General features: G+C 43.8%; 15 protein-coding genes. 14 read left to right on the top strand and 1 reads right to left on the bottom strand.

Translation table 11 applies throughout. The features are described from left to right. Positions 1–106: 106 nt before the first annotated feature. On the top strand, positions 107–4,957 hold the full coding sequence (locus GPK60_RS14275) for a beta-N-acetylglucosaminidase domain-containing protein (protein ID WP_215660839.1): 4,851 nt from the start codon (positions 107–109) through the stop codon (positions 4,955–4,957). A gap of 251 nt (positions 4,958–5,208) precedes the next feature. Here the strand turns inward: GPK60_RS14275 and rpmB are convergent, their stop codons facing one another. After that, positions 5,209–5,394, bottom strand: a complete 186-nt coding sequence (rpmB, locus tag GPK60_RS14270) for a 50S ribosomal protein L28 (RefSeq protein WP_022119585.1) — start codon at positions 5,392–5,394, stop codon at positions 5,209–5,211. A gap of 198 nt (positions 5,395–5,592) precedes the next feature. Between rpmB and GPK60_RS14265 the strand changes: the two genes are divergently transcribed. From GPK60_RS14265 to ilvN, 13 genes are all read left to right on the top strand, one after another. Continuing rightward, positions 5,593–5,949, top strand: a complete 357-nt coding sequence (locus tag GPK60_RS14265) for an Asp23/Gls24 family envelope stress response protein (RefSeq protein ID WP_022119586.1) — start codon at positions 5,593–5,595, stop codon at positions 5,947–5,949. Between the two features lie 13 nt (positions 5,950–5,962). Beyond that, on the top strand, positions 5,963–7,642 hold the full coding sequence (locus tag GPK60_RS14260; RefSeq protein WP_215660836.1) for a DAK2 domain-containing protein: 1,680 nt from the start codon (positions 5,963–5,965) through the stop codon (positions 7,640–7,642). Positions 7,643–7,644: 2 nt separating this feature from the next. Continuing rightward, positions 7,645–9,702: an ATP-dependent DNA helicase RecG gene (recG, locus tag GPK60_RS14255; RefSeq protein WP_147631395.1), complete on the top strand. Its 2,058-nt coding sequence runs from the start codon at positions 7,645–7,647 to the stop codon at positions 9,700–9,702. A gap of 99 nt (positions 9,703–9,801) precedes the next feature. After that, positions 9,802–10,275, top strand: a complete 474-nt coding sequence (locus GPK60_RS14250; protein WP_147631396.1) for a DUF6465 family protein — start codon at positions 9,802–9,804, stop codon at positions 10,273–10,275. 142 nt (positions 10,276–10,417) lie between these two features. Beyond that, positions 10,418–10,663, top strand: coding sequence for an alpha/beta-type small acid-soluble spore protein (locus tag GPK60_RS14245; protein WP_022119590.1), 246 nt, complete (start codon positions 10,418–10,420; stop codon positions 10,661–10,663). 192 nt (positions 10,664–10,855) lie between these two features. Then, a complete protein-coding gene (locus GPK60_RS14240) occupies positions 10,856–11,248 on the top strand; it encodes a methylglyoxal synthase (protein WP_022119591.1) in 393 nt (130 codons plus the stop codon). Continuing rightward, on the top strand, positions 11,245–12,921 hold the full coding sequence (locus GPK60_RS14235) for a Na/Pi cotransporter family protein (protein WP_147631397.1): 1,677 nt from the start codon (positions 11,245–11,247) through the stop codon (positions 12,919–12,921). Before GPK60_RS14240 ends, GPK60_RS14235 begins: the two co-directional genes overlap by 4 nt. A 22-nt stretch (positions 12,922–12,943) precedes the next feature. Continuing rightward, positions 12,944–13,627 carry a response regulator transcription factor gene (locus GPK60_RS14230; protein WP_022119593.1) on the top strand — a complete coding sequence of 228 codons (684 nt, stop codon included), beginning with the start codon at positions 12,944–12,946 and terminating at the stop codon, positions 13,625–13,627. Positions 13,628–13,630: 3 nt separating this feature from the next. Further along, entirely contained in the window at positions 13,631–15,295 is a 1,665-nt protein-coding gene (locus tag GPK60_RS14225; protein ID WP_173897230.1) for an ATP-binding protein, read from the top strand. Positions 15,296–15,347: 52 nt separating this feature from the next. Continuing rightward, positions 15,348–16,205: a C39 family peptidase gene (locus GPK60_RS14220; RefSeq protein ID WP_215660834.1), complete on the top strand. Its 858-nt coding sequence runs from the start codon at positions 15,348–15,350 to the stop codon at positions 16,203–16,205. A gap of 55 nt (positions 16,206–16,260) precedes the next feature. After that, positions 16,261–16,998, top strand: coding sequence for a Sir2 family NAD-dependent protein deacetylase (locus GPK60_RS14215; protein ID WP_252191418.1), 738 nt, complete (start codon positions 16,261–16,263; stop codon positions 16,996–16,998). Positions 16,999–17,112: 114 nt separating this feature from the next. Continuing rightward, positions 17,113–17,538 carry a CBS domain-containing protein gene (locus tag GPK60_RS14210; RefSeq protein ID WP_147631401.1) on the top strand — a complete coding sequence of 142 codons (426 nt, stop codon included), beginning with the start codon at positions 17,113–17,115 and terminating at the stop codon, positions 17,536–17,538. Between the two features lie 133 nt (positions 17,539–17,671). Beyond that, the gene (ilvN, locus tag GPK60_RS14205) at positions 17,672–18,169 is read left to right on the top strand and encodes an acetolactate synthase small subunit (RefSeq protein ID WP_022119598.1); all 498 of its coding nucleotides are present in this window, start codon (positions 17,672–17,674) and stop codon (positions 18,167–18,169) included. Positions 18,170–18,211: the final 42 nt, after the last annotated feature.

Here is an 18,211-nt window from a genome sequence, read left to right as displayed (position 1 = left end):
CGCAACTTACGGAAATTGTTATAGTAAAAGTAACGTATCCCTGCCTGTTTATGACTAAGATAAAGAGGTTTTTGTGCAGGGGTACAAAAAGAAAAGGAGGAAACACATGAAAAAGAAAACAACATCACTGGGTATGAAGCTCGTTGCTTTTCTGGCAATGCTTATGCTGTTTTGTATTCCTGTATCCGCAGGCGTAAAAGAAACAGCAGGTGAGTATGAGATCTACCCGACACCGCAGGAGATCACCTACGGTGACAAAGAAATGCAGCTTACCGATCAGGTGAAACTGTCGATCGGAAGTGACATTGACGATTACACAAAAACACGTATCACAGACACGCTGAATGTGCTGAAACTGACCGGAAACGAAAGTGCAGCGTCAGACAAGACCGAGCTGATCGTTGGTGTTTATGGTTCCGGGGATGCAGCTGACACCTACGGAAAAGCCAATGGAGCTGTTGCAGCAACCTTTGACAACTACGATACTTATATGCTGTATGTTAAGGGCGGTAAAATTGTAGTACTTGGCAAAGACACCGATGCAGCCTTTTACGGTGTCACCACTCTGAAACGCATTTTTGAACAGCTTTCCGCAGACAAAAAGATCAAAGAGCTGACGGTGACAGACTATGCAGAAGTACAGTTCCGTGGATTTATCGAAGGATATTATGGAAATCCGTGGTCACTGGAAGACCGTATTGATCTGATGAAATTCGGCGGCGAGATCAAGATGAATCAGTATGTGTTCGCACCGAAAGACGATCCTTACCACAACAAACAGTGGAGAGAGCTGTATCCAAAGGCAGATCTTGAGAAGATCAAAAAACTTGCACAGGCAGGCAATGAAAGCAAATGTTTCTTCGTTTATGCTCTGCATACGTTTATGAACAGTCCATTTAATTTCAACAATTACGATGCAGATCTGGCAACCGTAAAAGCAAAATATCTGCAGGTGATCGAATCCGGCGTGCGTCAGATTGCCCTTCTGGAGGATGATGCGACCGGATCAAGTGCAGCAAACTTAAGCAGACTGCTCAATGACTTGACAAAATGGCTGACGGAACTGAAGAACTCCAGATATCCGGATCTGAAAACCGATATCCTGTACTGCCCGACAGACTACATGGGAAATGGTTCCTCTGCAAAACTGAAGGGCATCAACGCTTCTGCCAACAGACAGGTACATATGCTGATGACCGGTAATGCAGTATGGGGACAGGTAAGTGCAAACTTTGCAGATAACTTCTATAACAATGTAGCATCCAATGGCGTTGCAGGACGTTATCCTTACATGTGGGTAAACTGGCCGTGCAACGATAACTATAAAACAGGTCTGATCATGGGTGGTCATAATACCATCCTGCATACCGGAATTGACGGTCACAAATACGAAGGTATTATCCTCAACCCGATGCAGCATTCAGAACCTTCCAAAGTAGCGATCTTTACTGCAGCAGATTATTGTTGGAAACCATGGGATGCAAAAGAAGAAGGCGACCAGGCATGGGAAGATTCCTTTAAGTACATTGACCATGTTACCGCACTGGAATCCGATTCTTCTAAAGCCCTGCGTGAAGTGGCAAAACACATGATCTATCAGGGACCGGTTCAGACAGCCGGAAGACAGGCAAAATTCGAAGAGTCTGTTGACCTGAAAAACAAGCTGGCAGAGATCCAGAAAAAAGTAGAAGCAGGAACAGTTACGACAGCAGAGTTGAATGATATGCGTAACGAATTCAAGACCATTTACGATGCAGCTGTAAAATATCTGACAGATGGCACCAATAAACGTCTGAGCGAGCAGATGACACCATTCCTTGCGTGTCTGCGTGATGAGTGTGAAGCGAATATCGAGCTGATGGATGCTCTGAAAGCCGTACAGACAAAAGAAAATGATAAAGTATGGGACCACTATTCTGCAGCTCAGACTTTATATGAACGTTCCCGGACTTATGGATTCCGTTATGTAAATGAAACAAAATATGCGACCGCAGGTCTTCTCTACATTGTTCCGTTTACCGAAAAAGTCATGAAAAATGTTTCTGATACCGTAAAACAGATCATTGACCCGGAACATATCAAACTGGAGAGAACCCTGATCTACCGTGTCGGCGGAACAGAAAACTCCGGAAATACCGGAAATGCAGCCAATGCAATTGATGGAAAGTTAAATACCAACTTCCAGATCCAGACCGACCAGCAGACTGGTGACTATGTAGGACTGCTCTTTAACCAGATGACACCGGTTAAAAAAATGACGGTCGCACTGGCATGCAGCGGACACGAAAATGATTATATTCCAAACGGTGTTATGGAATATACGACAGACGGCAGCAGCTGGACGGCATTTGAAACACAGCCGGCAGCCGGTTCTACCACAGATGTAACTCTGGAGCTTGCAGAAGCAAAAGAGATCAAAGGATTCCGCTGGAAGAACAGCAACAACGATAAAAACCGCTGGCTGATCATCCGTGAGATTTCCTGTGATGCATTTGAAAAAGCTGGCAACAGCGAAGCAGCAGATAACAAATATACCGGAACTATCAGCTATACGAGCGGATGGACTCTGTATCAGTCCGGAAGTTATCCGCTGTCCAATGTGACAGATGGGGATGATGCTACCTTTACCTGGTTTAAACCGGCTTCCGAAGATACCAGCGTTGCCGGAGATTATATCCAGATGGATCTTGGTGAAGCAAAAGAAGTATACAAAGTGCGTATTGTCATGGGTGCGGGCAGTGAAGATAAATGGATCAAATACCATCTTGAATATTCAGAAGATGGAAACAGCTGGAGTTCAAAATCTGCACAGACCGGAACAGCCAATGGCACCGATACTTATGAGGAAGATTTAAAAGGTGCATCTGTACGCTATATTAAACTGGTAAACAATGAAGACCGTCAAAAATGGATTAAATTTAACGAGTTCTCTGTTTGTGGAAAAGAAGCAGAAGCAACCGGCGATGTTATGGATTATACCAATACAAACGATGAGAACTGGAAAGTAACTTATGGGGATGAAGTTTCCAAAGTTTATGCAAGAGACAATGTAACCCTGAAAGCAGGACAGTACATCGGACTGAAACTTGACCGTATCCATGCAATTGCATCCATCGATACAGAAGGCAACGGAACTGACAAACTGACTCTGCAGACTTCCCTGAATCAGAAAGAGTGGACAGATAGCACATCTGCAAAGAGTGCACGTTACATCCGCCTGATTAACAACGGAAGTACGGATGTTACCTTCAGCCTGAGCAAATTTGAAGTGACAAACGATGAGATCGGGGCTATGGATCTGCTTGAAACAAACATTGGCGGAGCGTCAAACAGTGAGGATGCAAGAAAACTTGGTACGACCGCAAACTGGATGGACGGCGATTTGACATCGAAGGCAAAATATTGTGCAACACCGGCAAAAGACGATTATATAACATATACACTCGGACAGGAAATCACACTGAAATCTCTGAAAGTATATGTTCTGGATACTGCAATCGATTATCCGCGTGATGCAGTGATCCAGGCATCTGTTGATAATAAAACCTGGACAGACCTTATCAAGATCGGTGACGGTATCGAAAACGACGGAACAGACCGCGACACTAAACCGGCAGAAAATGGCTGGACACATGACACTGTAGATGTAGCATATTCTTATGTTGAAAATGCAAACATTAACAATGTAAAAGCAAAATACATCCGTCTGTACTTTAACGCAGGATACAGTGCTCGTTGGGTAGAACTCAATGAAATCCAGATCAACGGCGGAGAATACATCCAGACCGTAAACGATCCGACCTTTAAAACCGATGCAAAATTAAAAAGAGGATACGAGCCTTGGAACTTAAATGATGGTGACCTGACAACCGCATTTGAGCCGGATATGACGGATAAGACCGAAGGTTCTCTGGTATATCATCTGTCTGATACAACCAATGTCCGCAAACTGAACATTGTACAGAAATCCATCAGCAATGCAGAAGTTTCCATCCGTACCGGTGCAGACACCTGGGAGACGATCGGTAAACTGGATAAGAGCCTGAACACCTTCTACACGTATGGATATGATCAGGTATACGATGTAAAGATCACCTGGGGTGAAACAGCACCGTCTATCTGTGAGATCATCACACTAGAGTGCCCGAAACAGACCAGCGAAGATCTGAAAAAAGAGGAGATCGAACAGGCAAATACCGCTCTGAAAAACGCAGTGGAAAATGCAGAAACAAAGGGTATCTACGAAGATGGTAATGCATCCGGTACTTACACGAAAGAAAGCTGGGCAGTATTTAAAACAGCATATGAAAACGCTGCAAATGCCAAAGCAGATGCAACAACAGAGGAGCTGCAGAACCTGCTGACCGCTTTACAGGATGCAAAAGCAAAACTGAAGAAAGCGGAAACGGAAAAACCGACCGAAAAACCAACAGAAAAACCAACAGAAAAACCAACAGAAAAACCAACGGAAAAACCAACGGAAAAACCGACCGAGAGACCTACAGAGAAACCAGGTGAGCCGGAAAAACCGACTGTGAACAAGAGAGTTCTGAATAAGGTCACTTATCAGATCCTGAACGCAAAGAAGAAGACAGCAGCAGTTGTTACAGCAGATAAGAAAGTGACTTCTGTAAACGTTGCCAAAACCGTTAAGATCAACGGCGTTACCTACAAAGTAACACGGATCAGCAAAAATGCATTCAAGAGCTGTAAGAAGCTGAAGAAAGTTACGATCGGAAGCAATGTGAAGAAGATTGAGAAAAATGCATTTGCAGGCTGCAGCAAACTGAAGACTGTCAATATGAAGAAAGCAACCGGCATTACTTCCATCGGAAGCAAAGCATTCAGCAAGATCGATGCAAAAGCAAAAGTGACCGTACCGGCCAAGAAGCTTTCCAAGTATAAGAGAATGCTGAAAAAAGCAGGTCTGCCAAAGAAAGCAACTGTAAAAAAATAAAAAAACGGAACATGTTTCCGGAACAGTAAAAGCTACTCTGTAACAGAACCGTTCCAAAGAAACATCCGACAGCAAGAAAAAAGAGCGGGAGAGAACCCAAAAAGGTTTCCCTGCTCTTTTGCTGTATAAGATCAGATATGATGGTCTGAAACGCTCTGACCGGAATGAAAATTTGAGCAAAAGAAAAAAGAGCCGGGACATCGGTCGTTCTATCCCTGCTCTTTCATATCCATGTTTTTATTTTATGATCCTTATGCTCTTTCAACTTTATCAGAACGTAAGCATGAAGTACATACATACATTTTCTTTGTTCCACCGTTTACTTTAACGCGAACAGATTTAATGTTAGATTTCCACATTTTATTGGATCTTCTATGAGAATGACTCACGTTGTTACCGAAATGAGCTCCCTTATCACAAATAGCACATCTAGCCATGACTGCACCTCCTTGACATTATATTGCCTACAATAGGCTCACAACAATAAGTATTCTACCAGAAGCTGCATGATAATGCAAGTAAAAAATGCGAAAATTTAAAAAAACTGTAAAAAATGATTTTTCATGTTTTCTTTTTATATGAAACAGGTTATAATGAATAAATAATACAGCTATTAACATAGGAGGTATCATGATATGAAAGGAAGAATGGAAACAGAACTGGGTTCGATTTTGATCGACACGGATGTGATCGCTACCTATGCCGGAAGTGTTGCAGTAGAGTGTTTTGGAATTGTCGGTATGGCAACGGTGAGCATGAAAGACGGTCTGGTAAGACTTCTGAAGAAAGACAGCCTGAAAAATGGAATACAGGTTACCGTTGAGGATAATAAAATTTCACTTGATTTTCATGTGATCGTGGCTTATGGCGTCAGCATTTCTGCGGTTGCAGACAATCTGATCAACAATGTCAAATATAAAGTCGAAGAATTTACCGGTATGGAGATTCATGAGATCAATATTTATGTAGAAGGTGTCAGACCGATAGATTAAGGAGGAACTCGTTGTGGAAATAAATACAATAAATGCCGCACTTTTTGCCAAAATGTTTCTGGCAGGAGCAAAAAACCTGGAGTCAAAGAAAGAATGGATCAATGAACTGAATGTTTTTCCGGTACCGGACGGTGATACCGGAACCAACATGACCATGACCATCATGGCTGCGGCCAAAGAAGTAGCGGCACTGGAAGATCCGACGATGGAAGTACTTGCAAAAGCGATTTCTTCCGGATCTCTTCGCGGAGCACGCGGTAACTCAGGTGTTATCCTCTCTCAGCTGTTCCGTGGATTTACAAAAGGCATCAAAAAGTATGAGGAGATTGATGTTGCGATTCTGGCAGCTGCTTTTCAGAAAGCAGTGGAGACTGCATACAAAGCAGTTATGAAGCCAAAGGAAGGCACGATCCTCACAGTGGCAAAGGGTGCAGCAGACAAAGCACTGGAGCTTGCAGAGAATGATATTTCGCTGGATGATTTCTTAAAACAGGTGATCGAAGAGGCAGATGCTGTTCTTGCAAAGACACCGGAGATGCTGCCGGTTCTGAAAGAAGCAGGCGTTGTAGACTCCGGCGGACAGGGACTTGTGCAGGTGTTAAAGGGGGCTTACGATGCATTTCTTGGAAAAGAGATCGATTATACGGTTGAACCGGCTGAAAGCACTAAAAAAGCTCCGGCACAGGAAAAGGAAGCACCGGCTCAGGCAGAGATTCGATTCGGTTACTGTACCGAATTTATCATCATGCTCGAGAAAAAGTATACACCGCAGACGGAGCAGGAGTTCAAAGGATTTCTGGAGTCCATCGGTGATTCCATCGTTGTTGTGTCAGATGAAGATGTTGTCAAGGTCCATGTACATACAAACGACCCTGGCAAAGCAATCTCCAGAGCACTCACTTACGGCTCACTGACCCGTATCAAAATCGACAATATGCGTGAGGAGCATCAGGGGAAACTGATCAAAGATGCGGCAAAAGTTGCAGAACAGCAGAAGTTCGAAGAAGAAGAGCGTAAAAAAATGGTGCCGCCGAAGCCGGTCGGATTTATTTCCGTTTCCATTGGTGAGGGTATCGGTGAAATCTTCCGCGAACTGGGCGTTGATTATCTGATCGAAGGCGGTCAGACCATGAATCCGAGTACCGAAGATATGCTGCGTGCGATCGAAGAAGTAAATGCGGAGACGATTTACATTCTTCCGAATAATAAAAACATTATTCTGGCAGCAAATCAGGCAAAACTTCTGACCAAAGACAAAGAAGTGATCGTGATTCCGACCAAAACCGTTCCGCAGGGAATCACAGCCGTTGTCACTTACAGTGCCGAGGCTTCTGTGGAAGAAAATACGGAGGCAATGTCTGAAGAGATCAAAAATGTAAAAACCGGACAGATCACTTATGCAGTGCGTGACACGCACATTGATGACAAGGAGATCCATGAGGGCGATATCATGGGAATCGGCGATCATGAAATCCTTGCGGTCGGAAAAGAGATTCAGGATGTTACACTGGAAACGATTGCCCTGATGGATGCCGATGATGCAGAACTGATCACGGTATATTACGGAGAGGATACAAAAGCCGAAGATGCAGAAAAACTGGAACAGGCACTGACGGAAAAATATCCTTCCTGTGATGTGGAAGTCTATGCCGGAGGTCAGCCGATCTATTATTATGTTGTTTCTGTGGAGTAATTATGAATACATTATCACCGCTTACAGAGCTAAAAGGAATTGGTGAAAAGACAGAAAAACTGTTTGCAAAAGTGGGCGTAACGAATGTCGGAGAACTGCTTTCCTACTATCCGAGAACGTATGAAACGTACGGGGAAATACAGAAGCCGGATGCCGTAACAGACGGCATGACGGCTGCTCTGTATGGTCAGTTTCAGGGACCGCTGGCAGTGAAGCGTGTAAAAAACATGCAGATTGTATCCGGCGTATTCGAAAGTGATGCACAGAAAATACGCATCACCTGGTATAATATGCCTTATCTTCGCAGCACCGTAAGAGCCGGTGTGCCTTATGTGCTGTGGGGCAAAGCAGCAAAGAAAAACAGACAGTTGGTATTGGAGCAGCCAGCTGTTTTTTCTTTCGAGGAATATCACAGGATGCGGCAGCATTTAAAACCGGTGTATCCTCTGACGGAAGGACTCTCTGCAAAGACCATCGAGAAAGCAGTGCGGCAGGCACTTGAAAGTCTGCCCTTTTTCAAAGAGACACTGCCGCCTGCTATCCGCAGCAAGTATCATCTCGCAGAATATCATTTTGCACTTGAACAGATTCATTTTCCGGAGAATCGGGAACAGATGCTTCTGGCGAGAAGAAGACTGGTATTTGATGAATTTTATCTGTTTATCCTTGCACTGCGGCAGCTGAAGCAGGTAAATGAACGAAATCCGCAGAGATTTCAGATACAGAAAATTCCTCTAACAGATCAGATTATTGCAAACTTATCTTTTTCACTTACCGGGGCACAAAAAAAGGTCTGGCAGGAGATCGAGCGTGATATGACAGGTGATTATCTGATGTCACGCCTGATACAGGGAGATGTAGGATCTGGAAAGACGATCCTTGCCTTTCTTGCCCTATTTCTTGCAGCGGGAAATGGCTGGCAGGGATGCCTGATGGTTCCGACCGAGGTGCTTGCAGTGCAGCATATGGAGGCTATCCAGAAGCAGATCTGCGAACAGAAACTGCCTTTTTATGCAGAACTGCTTACCGGTTCCATGACAGCGAAACAAAAACGGGAAGCCTGCGGCAGAATTGTCTCCGGAGAATCACAGATCATCATTGGGACGCATGCGGTCTTTCAGGAAAAGATTCAATATAAAAATCTGGCACTTGTGATTACCGATGAGCAGCACCGTTTCGGTGTGCGGCAAAGAGAGTCTCTGTCGGAAAAAGGAGATATGCCGCATGTGATGGTTATGAGTGCAACTCCGATCCCAAGGACACTGGCCGTGATCCTGTATGGAGATCTTGATATTTCGGTTGTGAATGAACTTCCGGCAAACCGTCTGCCGGTCAAAAACTGTGTGGTTGACACCTCTTACCGTCCGAAAGCATATCGTTTTATAGAAAAACAGGTAAAGATGGGGCATCAGGCGTATATCATCTGTCCGATGGTGGAGGAGAGCGAGCAGATCGAAGCAGAAGATGTGATTTCTTATACAGAAAAACTGAGAAGTACACTGCCACAGGATATTACGGTTTCGTATCTCCATGGCAAGATGAAACCGGCCAAGAAGAACGAGATCATGGAAGCTTTTGTGAAAAATGAAATCCAGGTTCTTGTTTCCACGACGGTGATCGAAGTTGGTGTGAATGTACCGAACGCCAGCGTTATGATGATCGAAAATGCGGAGCGTTTCGGTCTTGCACAGCTGCATCAGCTTCGCGGGCGTGTCGGAAGAGGAGATGCACAGTCTTACTGTATCCTGTGTTATGGGAAAGACGGAGAAAAGACAAAAAAGCGTCTGGAAATTTTGAACAAATCCAACGACGGTTTTTATATTGCGAACGAAGATCTGCGTCTGAGGGGACCGGGAGATCTCTTTGGAATTCGTCAGAGCGGAGAGCTTGCATTTCGCATCGGAGATGTTTTTCAGGATGCCGCGATCTTACAGGAAGCAAACGATGCAGCAAACGACACCCTGCAGGATCCATCCTATCCGGAAGGGAAAGATTACGCCATTTTAAGACAAAATCTCGAAAAATATATGTACAAGGATCTGTGCAATTTGAATTTATAGTTGATAATTTGTAAAAAATGGTATATGATTAAGCCGATTGCTTAAGAAGCATTAAAAACAAGAGAGTTTAGAATGTTTTTTTATGAGGAGGAAACTATTATGGCAAACCGTAGACAGGCAAAGAAAAATGCAGCAGCTGCTGTAAACAAAGAAGCAGCAAAGAAAGAAGTAAAGACAACTGTTGCTGAAGAAACAGCAGAAAAAGTTACAGCAGTAGAAAAAGTTGCAGAAAAAGCAGCAGAAGTAAAAGAAGCTGTAAAAGAAAAAGTTGCAGAAGTAAAAGAAACAACAAAAGCTGCAAAGGCTGCCAAAGCTGAAACAGCTGAAAAAGCAGAACCGAAGAAGACTCCGGGAAGAAAAGCAGCAGTAAAAGAAGAGTTCGTTCTGGAATTTGCCGGCAAGCAGATCACACAGGAAGAAATCAAGAAAAAAGTAAAAGAAAACTGGACAAAAGTTCAGAAAAATAAAATCAAAGATATCAAGACGATCAAAGTATTCCTGCAGCCGGAAAATAGCTGTGCATACTATACGATCAATGACGAAGGAAACGACAGCTACAAAATCGAGCTTTAAGATCAAATTGTCATAAGATGCTATACTTTGAAACACTTTCCAGTTTAAAACCGGATGAAATCCACATACTAGGATCGCAATAGAAAATTGCACATCTGAAAAAGAAAAGGAAAACAAAACATTTCAAAGGAGGCATGTAATTATGGCAAATCGTTCATCTAATGTGGCGGCAGTACCGGAAGCAAAAGGTGCTCTTGACAGGTTCAAAATGGAAGTGGCAAGCGAACTTGGCGTTCCTCTGACGGATGGTTACAATGGTAACCTGACATCAAAACAGAACGGATCTGTAGGTGGCTATATGGTCAAAAAAATGATCGAAGCACAGGAGCGACAGATGTCCGGAGGAGCCGGAAGCGGCATGAACGGAAACGGCAGTGCACAGTACTGATCGGGAACTTCTGAAGTTTTGGATTGAAAAATGACAAAAGCGGGTGAGAGAAAACTTCTCTTGCCTGCTTTTTTTAAAATTAAGAATATGGTGACAAAATGCTTTCTTTTTTGCAGGAGTCTGTGCTATAATGACCATAGTCTGCGAAAATACAGTCAGCAGAACTCTATAATGATCTGAGGTAGATAGAGAATGAACATAGGATTAATTGCACACAATGCAAAGAAAAATCTGATCGAGGATTTTTGCGTTGCCTACAAACGTATCCTGGAAAAACATGAGTTGTATGCGACCGGGATCACAGGAAGGCGTATAGAGGAGGCAACGAACCTTCATGTCCACAAATTCCTGGCAGGAAGCGTGGGCGGAGATAAACAGTTTGTAGAAATGATCGAACGAAACGGATTGGATATGGTGATTTTTTTCTACAGTCCATTATTTACCAATTCGAGAGAGCCGAATATTGAAATGATTTCAAAAGCATGTGATATTTATAACATACCGATTGCTACCAATATCGCAACAGCAGAATCTCTGGTCATCGGTCTGCAAAAAGGTGATCTGGAGTGGAGGGAAAATATATGACGATCACAGACGTTGGGAATCTTTTCATGTTTGCCGGAGGCCTTGGTATGTTCCTCTACGGTATGCACAGTATGTCCGGAGGCATTCAGAAAACAGCCGGCAATAAAATGAAAGAGCTGCTCGGGATTCTGACGAGTAATCACTTTATGGCAGTTGTGGTCGGGGCACTTGTCACGGCGATTATCCAGAGCAGCGGTGCCACAACGGTTATGGTGGTCGGATTTGTCAACGCGGGCATCATGACACTGACACAGGCCGTTGGCGTCATTATGGGAGCAAACATTGGTACCTGTATTACGGCGTGGATCGTATCACTTGGACAGCTGGGAGATGCTTTCAAGGCATTTTCCCCTTCTCTGTATGCACCTCTTCTGGTCGGGATCGGAGCCTTTCTGATCATGTTCAGCAAAAAGGCGAAAAAGCAGACGGTCGGTGAGATCCTGGTAGGACTTGGCCTTTTGTTTATCGGTCTGGATTTTATGGGAGATGCTGCGGGAGATTACCTGCATCTTCCAATCTTTACCAGGGCATTTGAGCTCTTTGGCAGCAATCCGATCCTTGGTATCCTGATCGGTGTGATCGTTACGGCGATCATGCAGAGTTCATCGGCTGCAGTTGGTGTGCTTCAGACACTTGCAGCGGCAGGTGGTGTTGTGACTGCAAGTTCTGCCATGTATATCAGCCTTGGGTCGAACATCGGTTCCTGCTGTACGGCACTTTTGTCCAGCCTTGGCGAGTCACGCAATGCAAAAAGATCAGCTGTGATCCATCTCACGTTCAATGTACTCGGTGCACTAGTCTGGGGCAGCGGATTGTTTGTCCTGTTTCAGTTCCGCCCGGCTTTCGGGACAATGGGGATCGACAGTGTCGGTATCTCGGTATTCCATACGATCTTTAACCTTGTCTGTACGGTTCTTATGACACCGCTGAGGGGGAAACTGGTTGCATTATCCGGTCTTCTGGTCAAAGGCGGCGATGAACAGGAACAGGCAGAGCAGAGTGACGATGCGATCACACTGCGTCATCTGGATGACCGTATCCTGGAGACACCGTCTTTTGCCGTTGAGAATGCGATTCTGGAAGTTGTACACATGGGGCACATTGCAAACGAAAATATGGAACGTGCCTTTGAAGCCGTTATGAATTATGACAAAGAAAAAATCGAGCAGGTTTACCGTACGGAAAAAGTCATCAATAAGATGGAAAAACTGATCACAGAGTACCTGGTTAAGATCAGCAATCTTTCTTTGAATGAAGACCAGCACATGGTTGTCAACGATCTGTTTTATTCGGTCAGTGACATCGAGCGTGTCGGCGATCATGTGGAAAACATTGTGGAGCTGATGGATGTCAAAGAGGATGGCGAACCGATCACTTTTTCCGAAGAAGGCAGATGTGATCTGGCAGAGATCATGGATCTGGTTGAAAAATCTTTTGTATTTTCCATATCGGCCAGAGAAAAGGTCAGCATGGATGATGCAAATAAAGTTGTAAAATATGAGGATATGGTCGATAATCTGGAAGAAGAGCTGAGGGAGAAGCATATTGAACGCCTTTCCAGACAGTTGTGCAATCCGACAAGCGGAGTGGCATTTCTGGATATTATCAGCAATCTGGAGCGTATCTCTGACCATGCCTACAATCTGGCAGGCTATGTGATGTCAGAACAATAAAAAGGAATATAAAGGAGCAGTCATGGGAAAATGGATCTATTACGTGGAAGACGATACAAGTATAAGGGAGTTGGTGCTGTACGCACTGAAAACCGCAGAATTTCAGGTGATGGGATTTGAAAATGCTGCTTCTTTTTATAAAAGAATGAAAGAACAGCAGCCGGATCTGATCCTGCTGGATATCATGCTTCCGGATGAGGATGGAGTCAGCATTCTGAAAAAACTGAAAAGCAGACCGGATACGGAGAATATCCCGGTCATTATGATGACAGCAAAATCTTCGGAATACGATAAAGTACTGGGTCTGGATTCCGGTGCGGATGATTATATCACAAAACCGTTTGGAGTTATGGAACTGATCTCCAGAGTAAAGGCGGTGATCCGCAGAAGTGATCGGAGCAAAGGAAGTGCGGGAGAAGTCTTAAAGATCGGAGAGCTGGTTCTGGATGAACAGAAGCATGAGGTTTACGCCCGCGGACAGGAGGTCAGTCTTACGTTCAAAGAGTTTGAACTTTTGTCTTATCTTATGAAAAACCGAGGATTGGTGCTCTCTCGTGATAAGATCCTTAACACCATATGGAATTATGAGTATGAGGGAGAGAGCCGCACCGTAGACGTACATATTGGTTCCCTGCGACAGAAACTTGGGACATGCGGAGATTTTATAAAGACAATACGCGGAATCGGTTATAAAATAGAGGATTAAGCGATGAAACAACGGATCTATCGAAACTATTTCTGGGTTGCACTTACAACGATACTGATTGTATCGTTTGTTTTTGTATTTTCTTATAATCGAACGATTCATGATCAGAAAGAGGAAGGGATGCGGGAAGAGGCAGAATTCATTTCTGCACTTCTGGAAAAGCAAGGAGATGCAGATGTCGGTTTTCAGGCGGCAGCCGGAAAGACAGACTTTCGCATCACCCTGATCGCTGAAAATGGTATGGTGTTGTATGACAATAAAGTCAAAGATGTATCGGGCATGGAAAATCATGCAAAACGGCCGGAAATCTTAAAAGCCAGCAAGAACGGTGAAGGTTCCAGCAGCCGTATTTCCAGTACGATCCAGTCGGAGACTTATTATTATGCACGAAAACTTTCCGACGGCAGATATCTGCGTCTTTCAAGTGAGGGACTGAGTATCTGGAGCGGGTTTGTACAGGTACTTCCGGCACTTACCGGAATCGCACTGTTTGTCATATTTATCACATTTCTGATCGCCCATTTCCTTACCAGAAATATCGTAGAAGCGATCAACGGCATTGATCTGGAAAATCCGATGGAGAAGGTTGTATTTCCGGAGCTTGGCGTTTTGCAGAAACGGCTTGGTTTTCAGAATCGAAAAATCCAGACGCAGATGCAAAATATGAAAGAACAGGAGTATAAATTAACTGCAATTACGGAAAATATGAATGAAGGGCTCATTATGCTGGATGCAGACCGCAAGATTCAGTATATGAACCAGAGCTGCCAGGATCTGTTTGAAGTATCCGGAAGCAAATTTATCGGGCAGACTATTTCCGGATTCTGTGACAGCATTCCGATGCAGGAGGTAGTAGAATCTGCACTGAAAGGAAATGTTCATACTGCCATGCAGGAACTGGATCATAAAAAAGTTCAGTATTTTGGAAATCCAATCCTGGAAAATCAAAAAATTCAGGGAATTATCATTCTGGTCCTGGATATTACTGAACGGGAGCGGACAGAGCGAATGCGAAAAGAATTTTCGGCAAATGTTTCACATGAACTGAAGACACCGCTGACTTCCATCTCTGGTTTTGCCGAGCTGATGGAGAATCATCTGGTTGCACCGGAAGATGTGCCGGAGTTTGCCGCCAAAATACACAGGGAATCCGAGAGACTGCTGACGCTTGTAAATGATATTATCAAAGTCAGTCAGCTGGATGACAAGGAAGTATATTATGGAAAAGAGAATATAGATCTGCTGTCTTTTGCAAAAGAGGTCTGTGACCGCCTGGAACCGATGGCACAGAGCCGGAACGTTACGGTTGAACTTTCCGGAGATGCTGTTTTGTATCTCGCGTCCAGGCAGCTGATGAATGATCTGTTTTATAATCTGATCGAAAATGGAATCAAATACAACAAGCCAAACGGAAAACTGTGGGTTACGGTCAGCGAAAAGAAAGGACATCCGTGTATCAGTGTGAAGGATACCGGGATCGGTGTGCCGATGAAATATCAGAGCCGGATTTTTGAACGGTTTTTCCGCGTGGATAAAAGTCATTCAAAACAGACGGGCGGAACAGGTCTTGGACTGTCCATTGTCAAACATGTGGTGGAATATTATGGCGGTTACATTGAAATCCACAGCAAAATGGAAGAAGGAACAGAAATCGTTGTACATCTGTAAATGAATGAAAGGATATTCAAAGGTAAATATGAAGAAAAGAATCAGTATCATCATGTTGCTTACAATCTCCGTGTTGATGACAGGATGTGAAGAGCTGCATAAAAAGCCGCTTGCTTATATTGAAACAAATGCAGATGACCGACAGAGTGAAACGTCTGAAACAGAAACAAAAAAGAAAAAAGAGACAGAGCCGGAAACGGAAGCCGTGGAAGTGGTCGAGCAGGGCAGCTTGGAAACAGAACGTCCGGAAACGGAGACAGAATCTGAAACGGAAGAAGATAAAACAGAGGATGCCACTCCGGAAGGAGAACTTCCTGTTCTGGAAAAAACAGACAAGACTTCAGAAGAAATTGAGATGGAAAATATTCTTCAGAATCCGGAACTTCCGACCGGGTGTGAATCTGTGGCACTGACAATGGTTCTCAAATATCTCGGATTTGATTTGGAGAAAACAACCATAGCAGATGATTATCTTGTTTTTGCAGACCGGAATTTTGCGATGGGTTATATTGGAAATCCACATACGGAAGACGGGGCAGGTATTTTTGCACCGGGACTTGTCAAGACTGCAAATAATTTCCTGGAAGCACAGGAAAGTGAAAAAAGAGGCTTTGATATTTCAGATACTGACTTTGAAGATCTTTATAATTATGTGGCGGCAGGGATACCGATCATAATCTGGAATACCATGTATCTGGAAAAACCGGTTCCGACGGATGAAGTATGCGAGTTTGAGGGAAAAACCTATCGCTGGTTCCGCAACGAACACTGTATGGTGATGTGTGGTTTTGATAAAGAAAACGGTACGGTTCTGATTCAGGATCCGCTGGACGGACTGGTAGAACGCGATGCAGAAACATTTGCAAAATATTACGAGGAACTCGGAAAAAATGCAATGATCATTCACTAAGGGATTGCATACTCTTACTTTTTTTGGTATGCTTATTCCAAGGAGGATGTGGCTTATGGGAGAAAAGTATGAGTATTTGAAAAAAGTATTAGATGACAGCCATTATACCGTGGCATTGTGTGGTTCCGGCATTCTCGCAGAGACGGGATGCAGGACTTTCCAAAACCAGGATTACGCTTATGAGATTGAGCAGAAGTACGGAAGATCACCGGAAGATATTTTCGCAAGTGCCTATTACATGACAAGACCGGATTCCTTTTTTGAATTTTACAGGGCAGAAGTTCTTGAAAAGGACTGGAAGCCTTCTGAATCCTGTTATGCACTGAAAAAACTGGAAGATGCAGGAAAGATCCAGTGTATTTTAAGCGATAATATTTTTGATCTGGAGAAACGTGCAGGATGCAGCAATGTGCTCAGTTTGCGGGGGAGCATCTATCAGAACCGCTGTCCGAAATGCGGACAGGAATATCCGATGGAATATATCCGGGATTCCAAAAAGACACCGCGATGCCGGAACTGTAATAATGTGGTACGTCCCGGTGTGACTCTTTACGGAGAACAGCTGGACAGCCATCTGACTTCACTGGCAGCGACAGAAGTCGAAAAAGCAGAAGTGCTTCTTTTGCTCGGAACAAAATTATCTTCGGATGTGTACTCAAATTATGTCAAATTTTTTGAAGGTGAGCAGATCGTTGTGATCCATGAAAAGGAGCACTACACGGACTGCAAAGCAGATATAGTGATCTGCGATCAGCCGGGAAAGGTACTTTCCAATCTGGGATATGATTTTTGAGCCGGCAAATGCCAAAAGCAGTCCGTCCAAACCGGATGTGCGGCACAGAAAAACAAAAGAAACGACATTTGCCGGGAGACGGCAATGTCAGAAAAGCGGAGATAAAAGTAAACTATGAATGTATTGTTTTCTTTGACACCAAAAAGTGAAGTGGCGTATCTGTATGATGATTACTCTCTTCGTCAGGCACTTGAAAAAATGGAACACTACCGTTACAGTGCAGTACCTGTGATCGACCGCAATGGCTGTTATGTGGGAACGCTGACGGAAGGAGATCTGCTCTGGTATATCAAAGACCATAAGATTGTGGATCTTCATATGACAGAAGAGATTCCCCTTTCGCAGGTGGAACGCAGATGGTACAATGAACCGGTCAATATCGACTGTGAGATCGAAGATCTGATCTTAACTTCCATGAATCAGAACTTTGTCCCGGTGATCGACGATAAAAAGATCTTTATCGGTATCATCCGCAGAAAGGATATCATAGAGTACTGTTATAACTGCTATAAAAATGTAGCAGGAAACGAAAAAAACTAAAATATTATGGGAGTAAAAGGATTTATCGTTATATTTTAGTGACACTTTACATTGACAAAGTAAATATTTGTTGGTAAAATACAATAAGCCTCAAGAGAACAGAGGCAGTTTTGAAAGAAGGCAGGAAATCCCAATGAAGAAAAGAGTATTATCCTTATTGGTTGACAATACCTCCGGTGTACTGAGTCGAGTAGCAGGGCTGTTCAGCCGCCGTGGTTACAATATCGACAGTCTGACCGTTGGCGAGACAGCGGATCCGAGATACTCACGTATGACTGTTGTCGTAAACGGCGATCAGCAGATTTTGGATCAGATCACAAAGCAGCTGGCAAAGCTGGTTGATGTTGTTGATATCAAACAGCTGGCAGAAGGAGAAAGCGTGACAAGAGAACTGGTGCTTGTAAAAGTAAGAGTTGGCCGTGAAAACAGGCAGGATGTAATGTCCATTGCAAATATTTTCCGTGCCAAAATTATTGACGTGGGAGTTGATTCTCTGATCATTGAACTTACCGGTACAGAGTCCAAGATTGAAGCATTTTTCAAACTTCTTGGTGATTACGAGATATTAGAGCTGGCAAGGACAGGCATGACAGGTTTATCAAGAGGAGCGGAGGATGTCCGTTACCTGTAAAGAAGAAAGCTAGAGGCATTAATTATACCTTTAACAAATATA

It is taken from the genome of Ruminococcus sp. MCC718, from assembly GCF_018783905.1.
Taxonomy (GTDB): Bacteria; Bacillota; Clostridia; order Lachnospirales; family Lachnospiraceae; genus Hominisplanchenecus; species Hominisplanchenecus faecis.
Note: the sequence above shows the minus strand (reverse complement) of the source record. Positions and strands in the feature narration are given on the sequence as shown.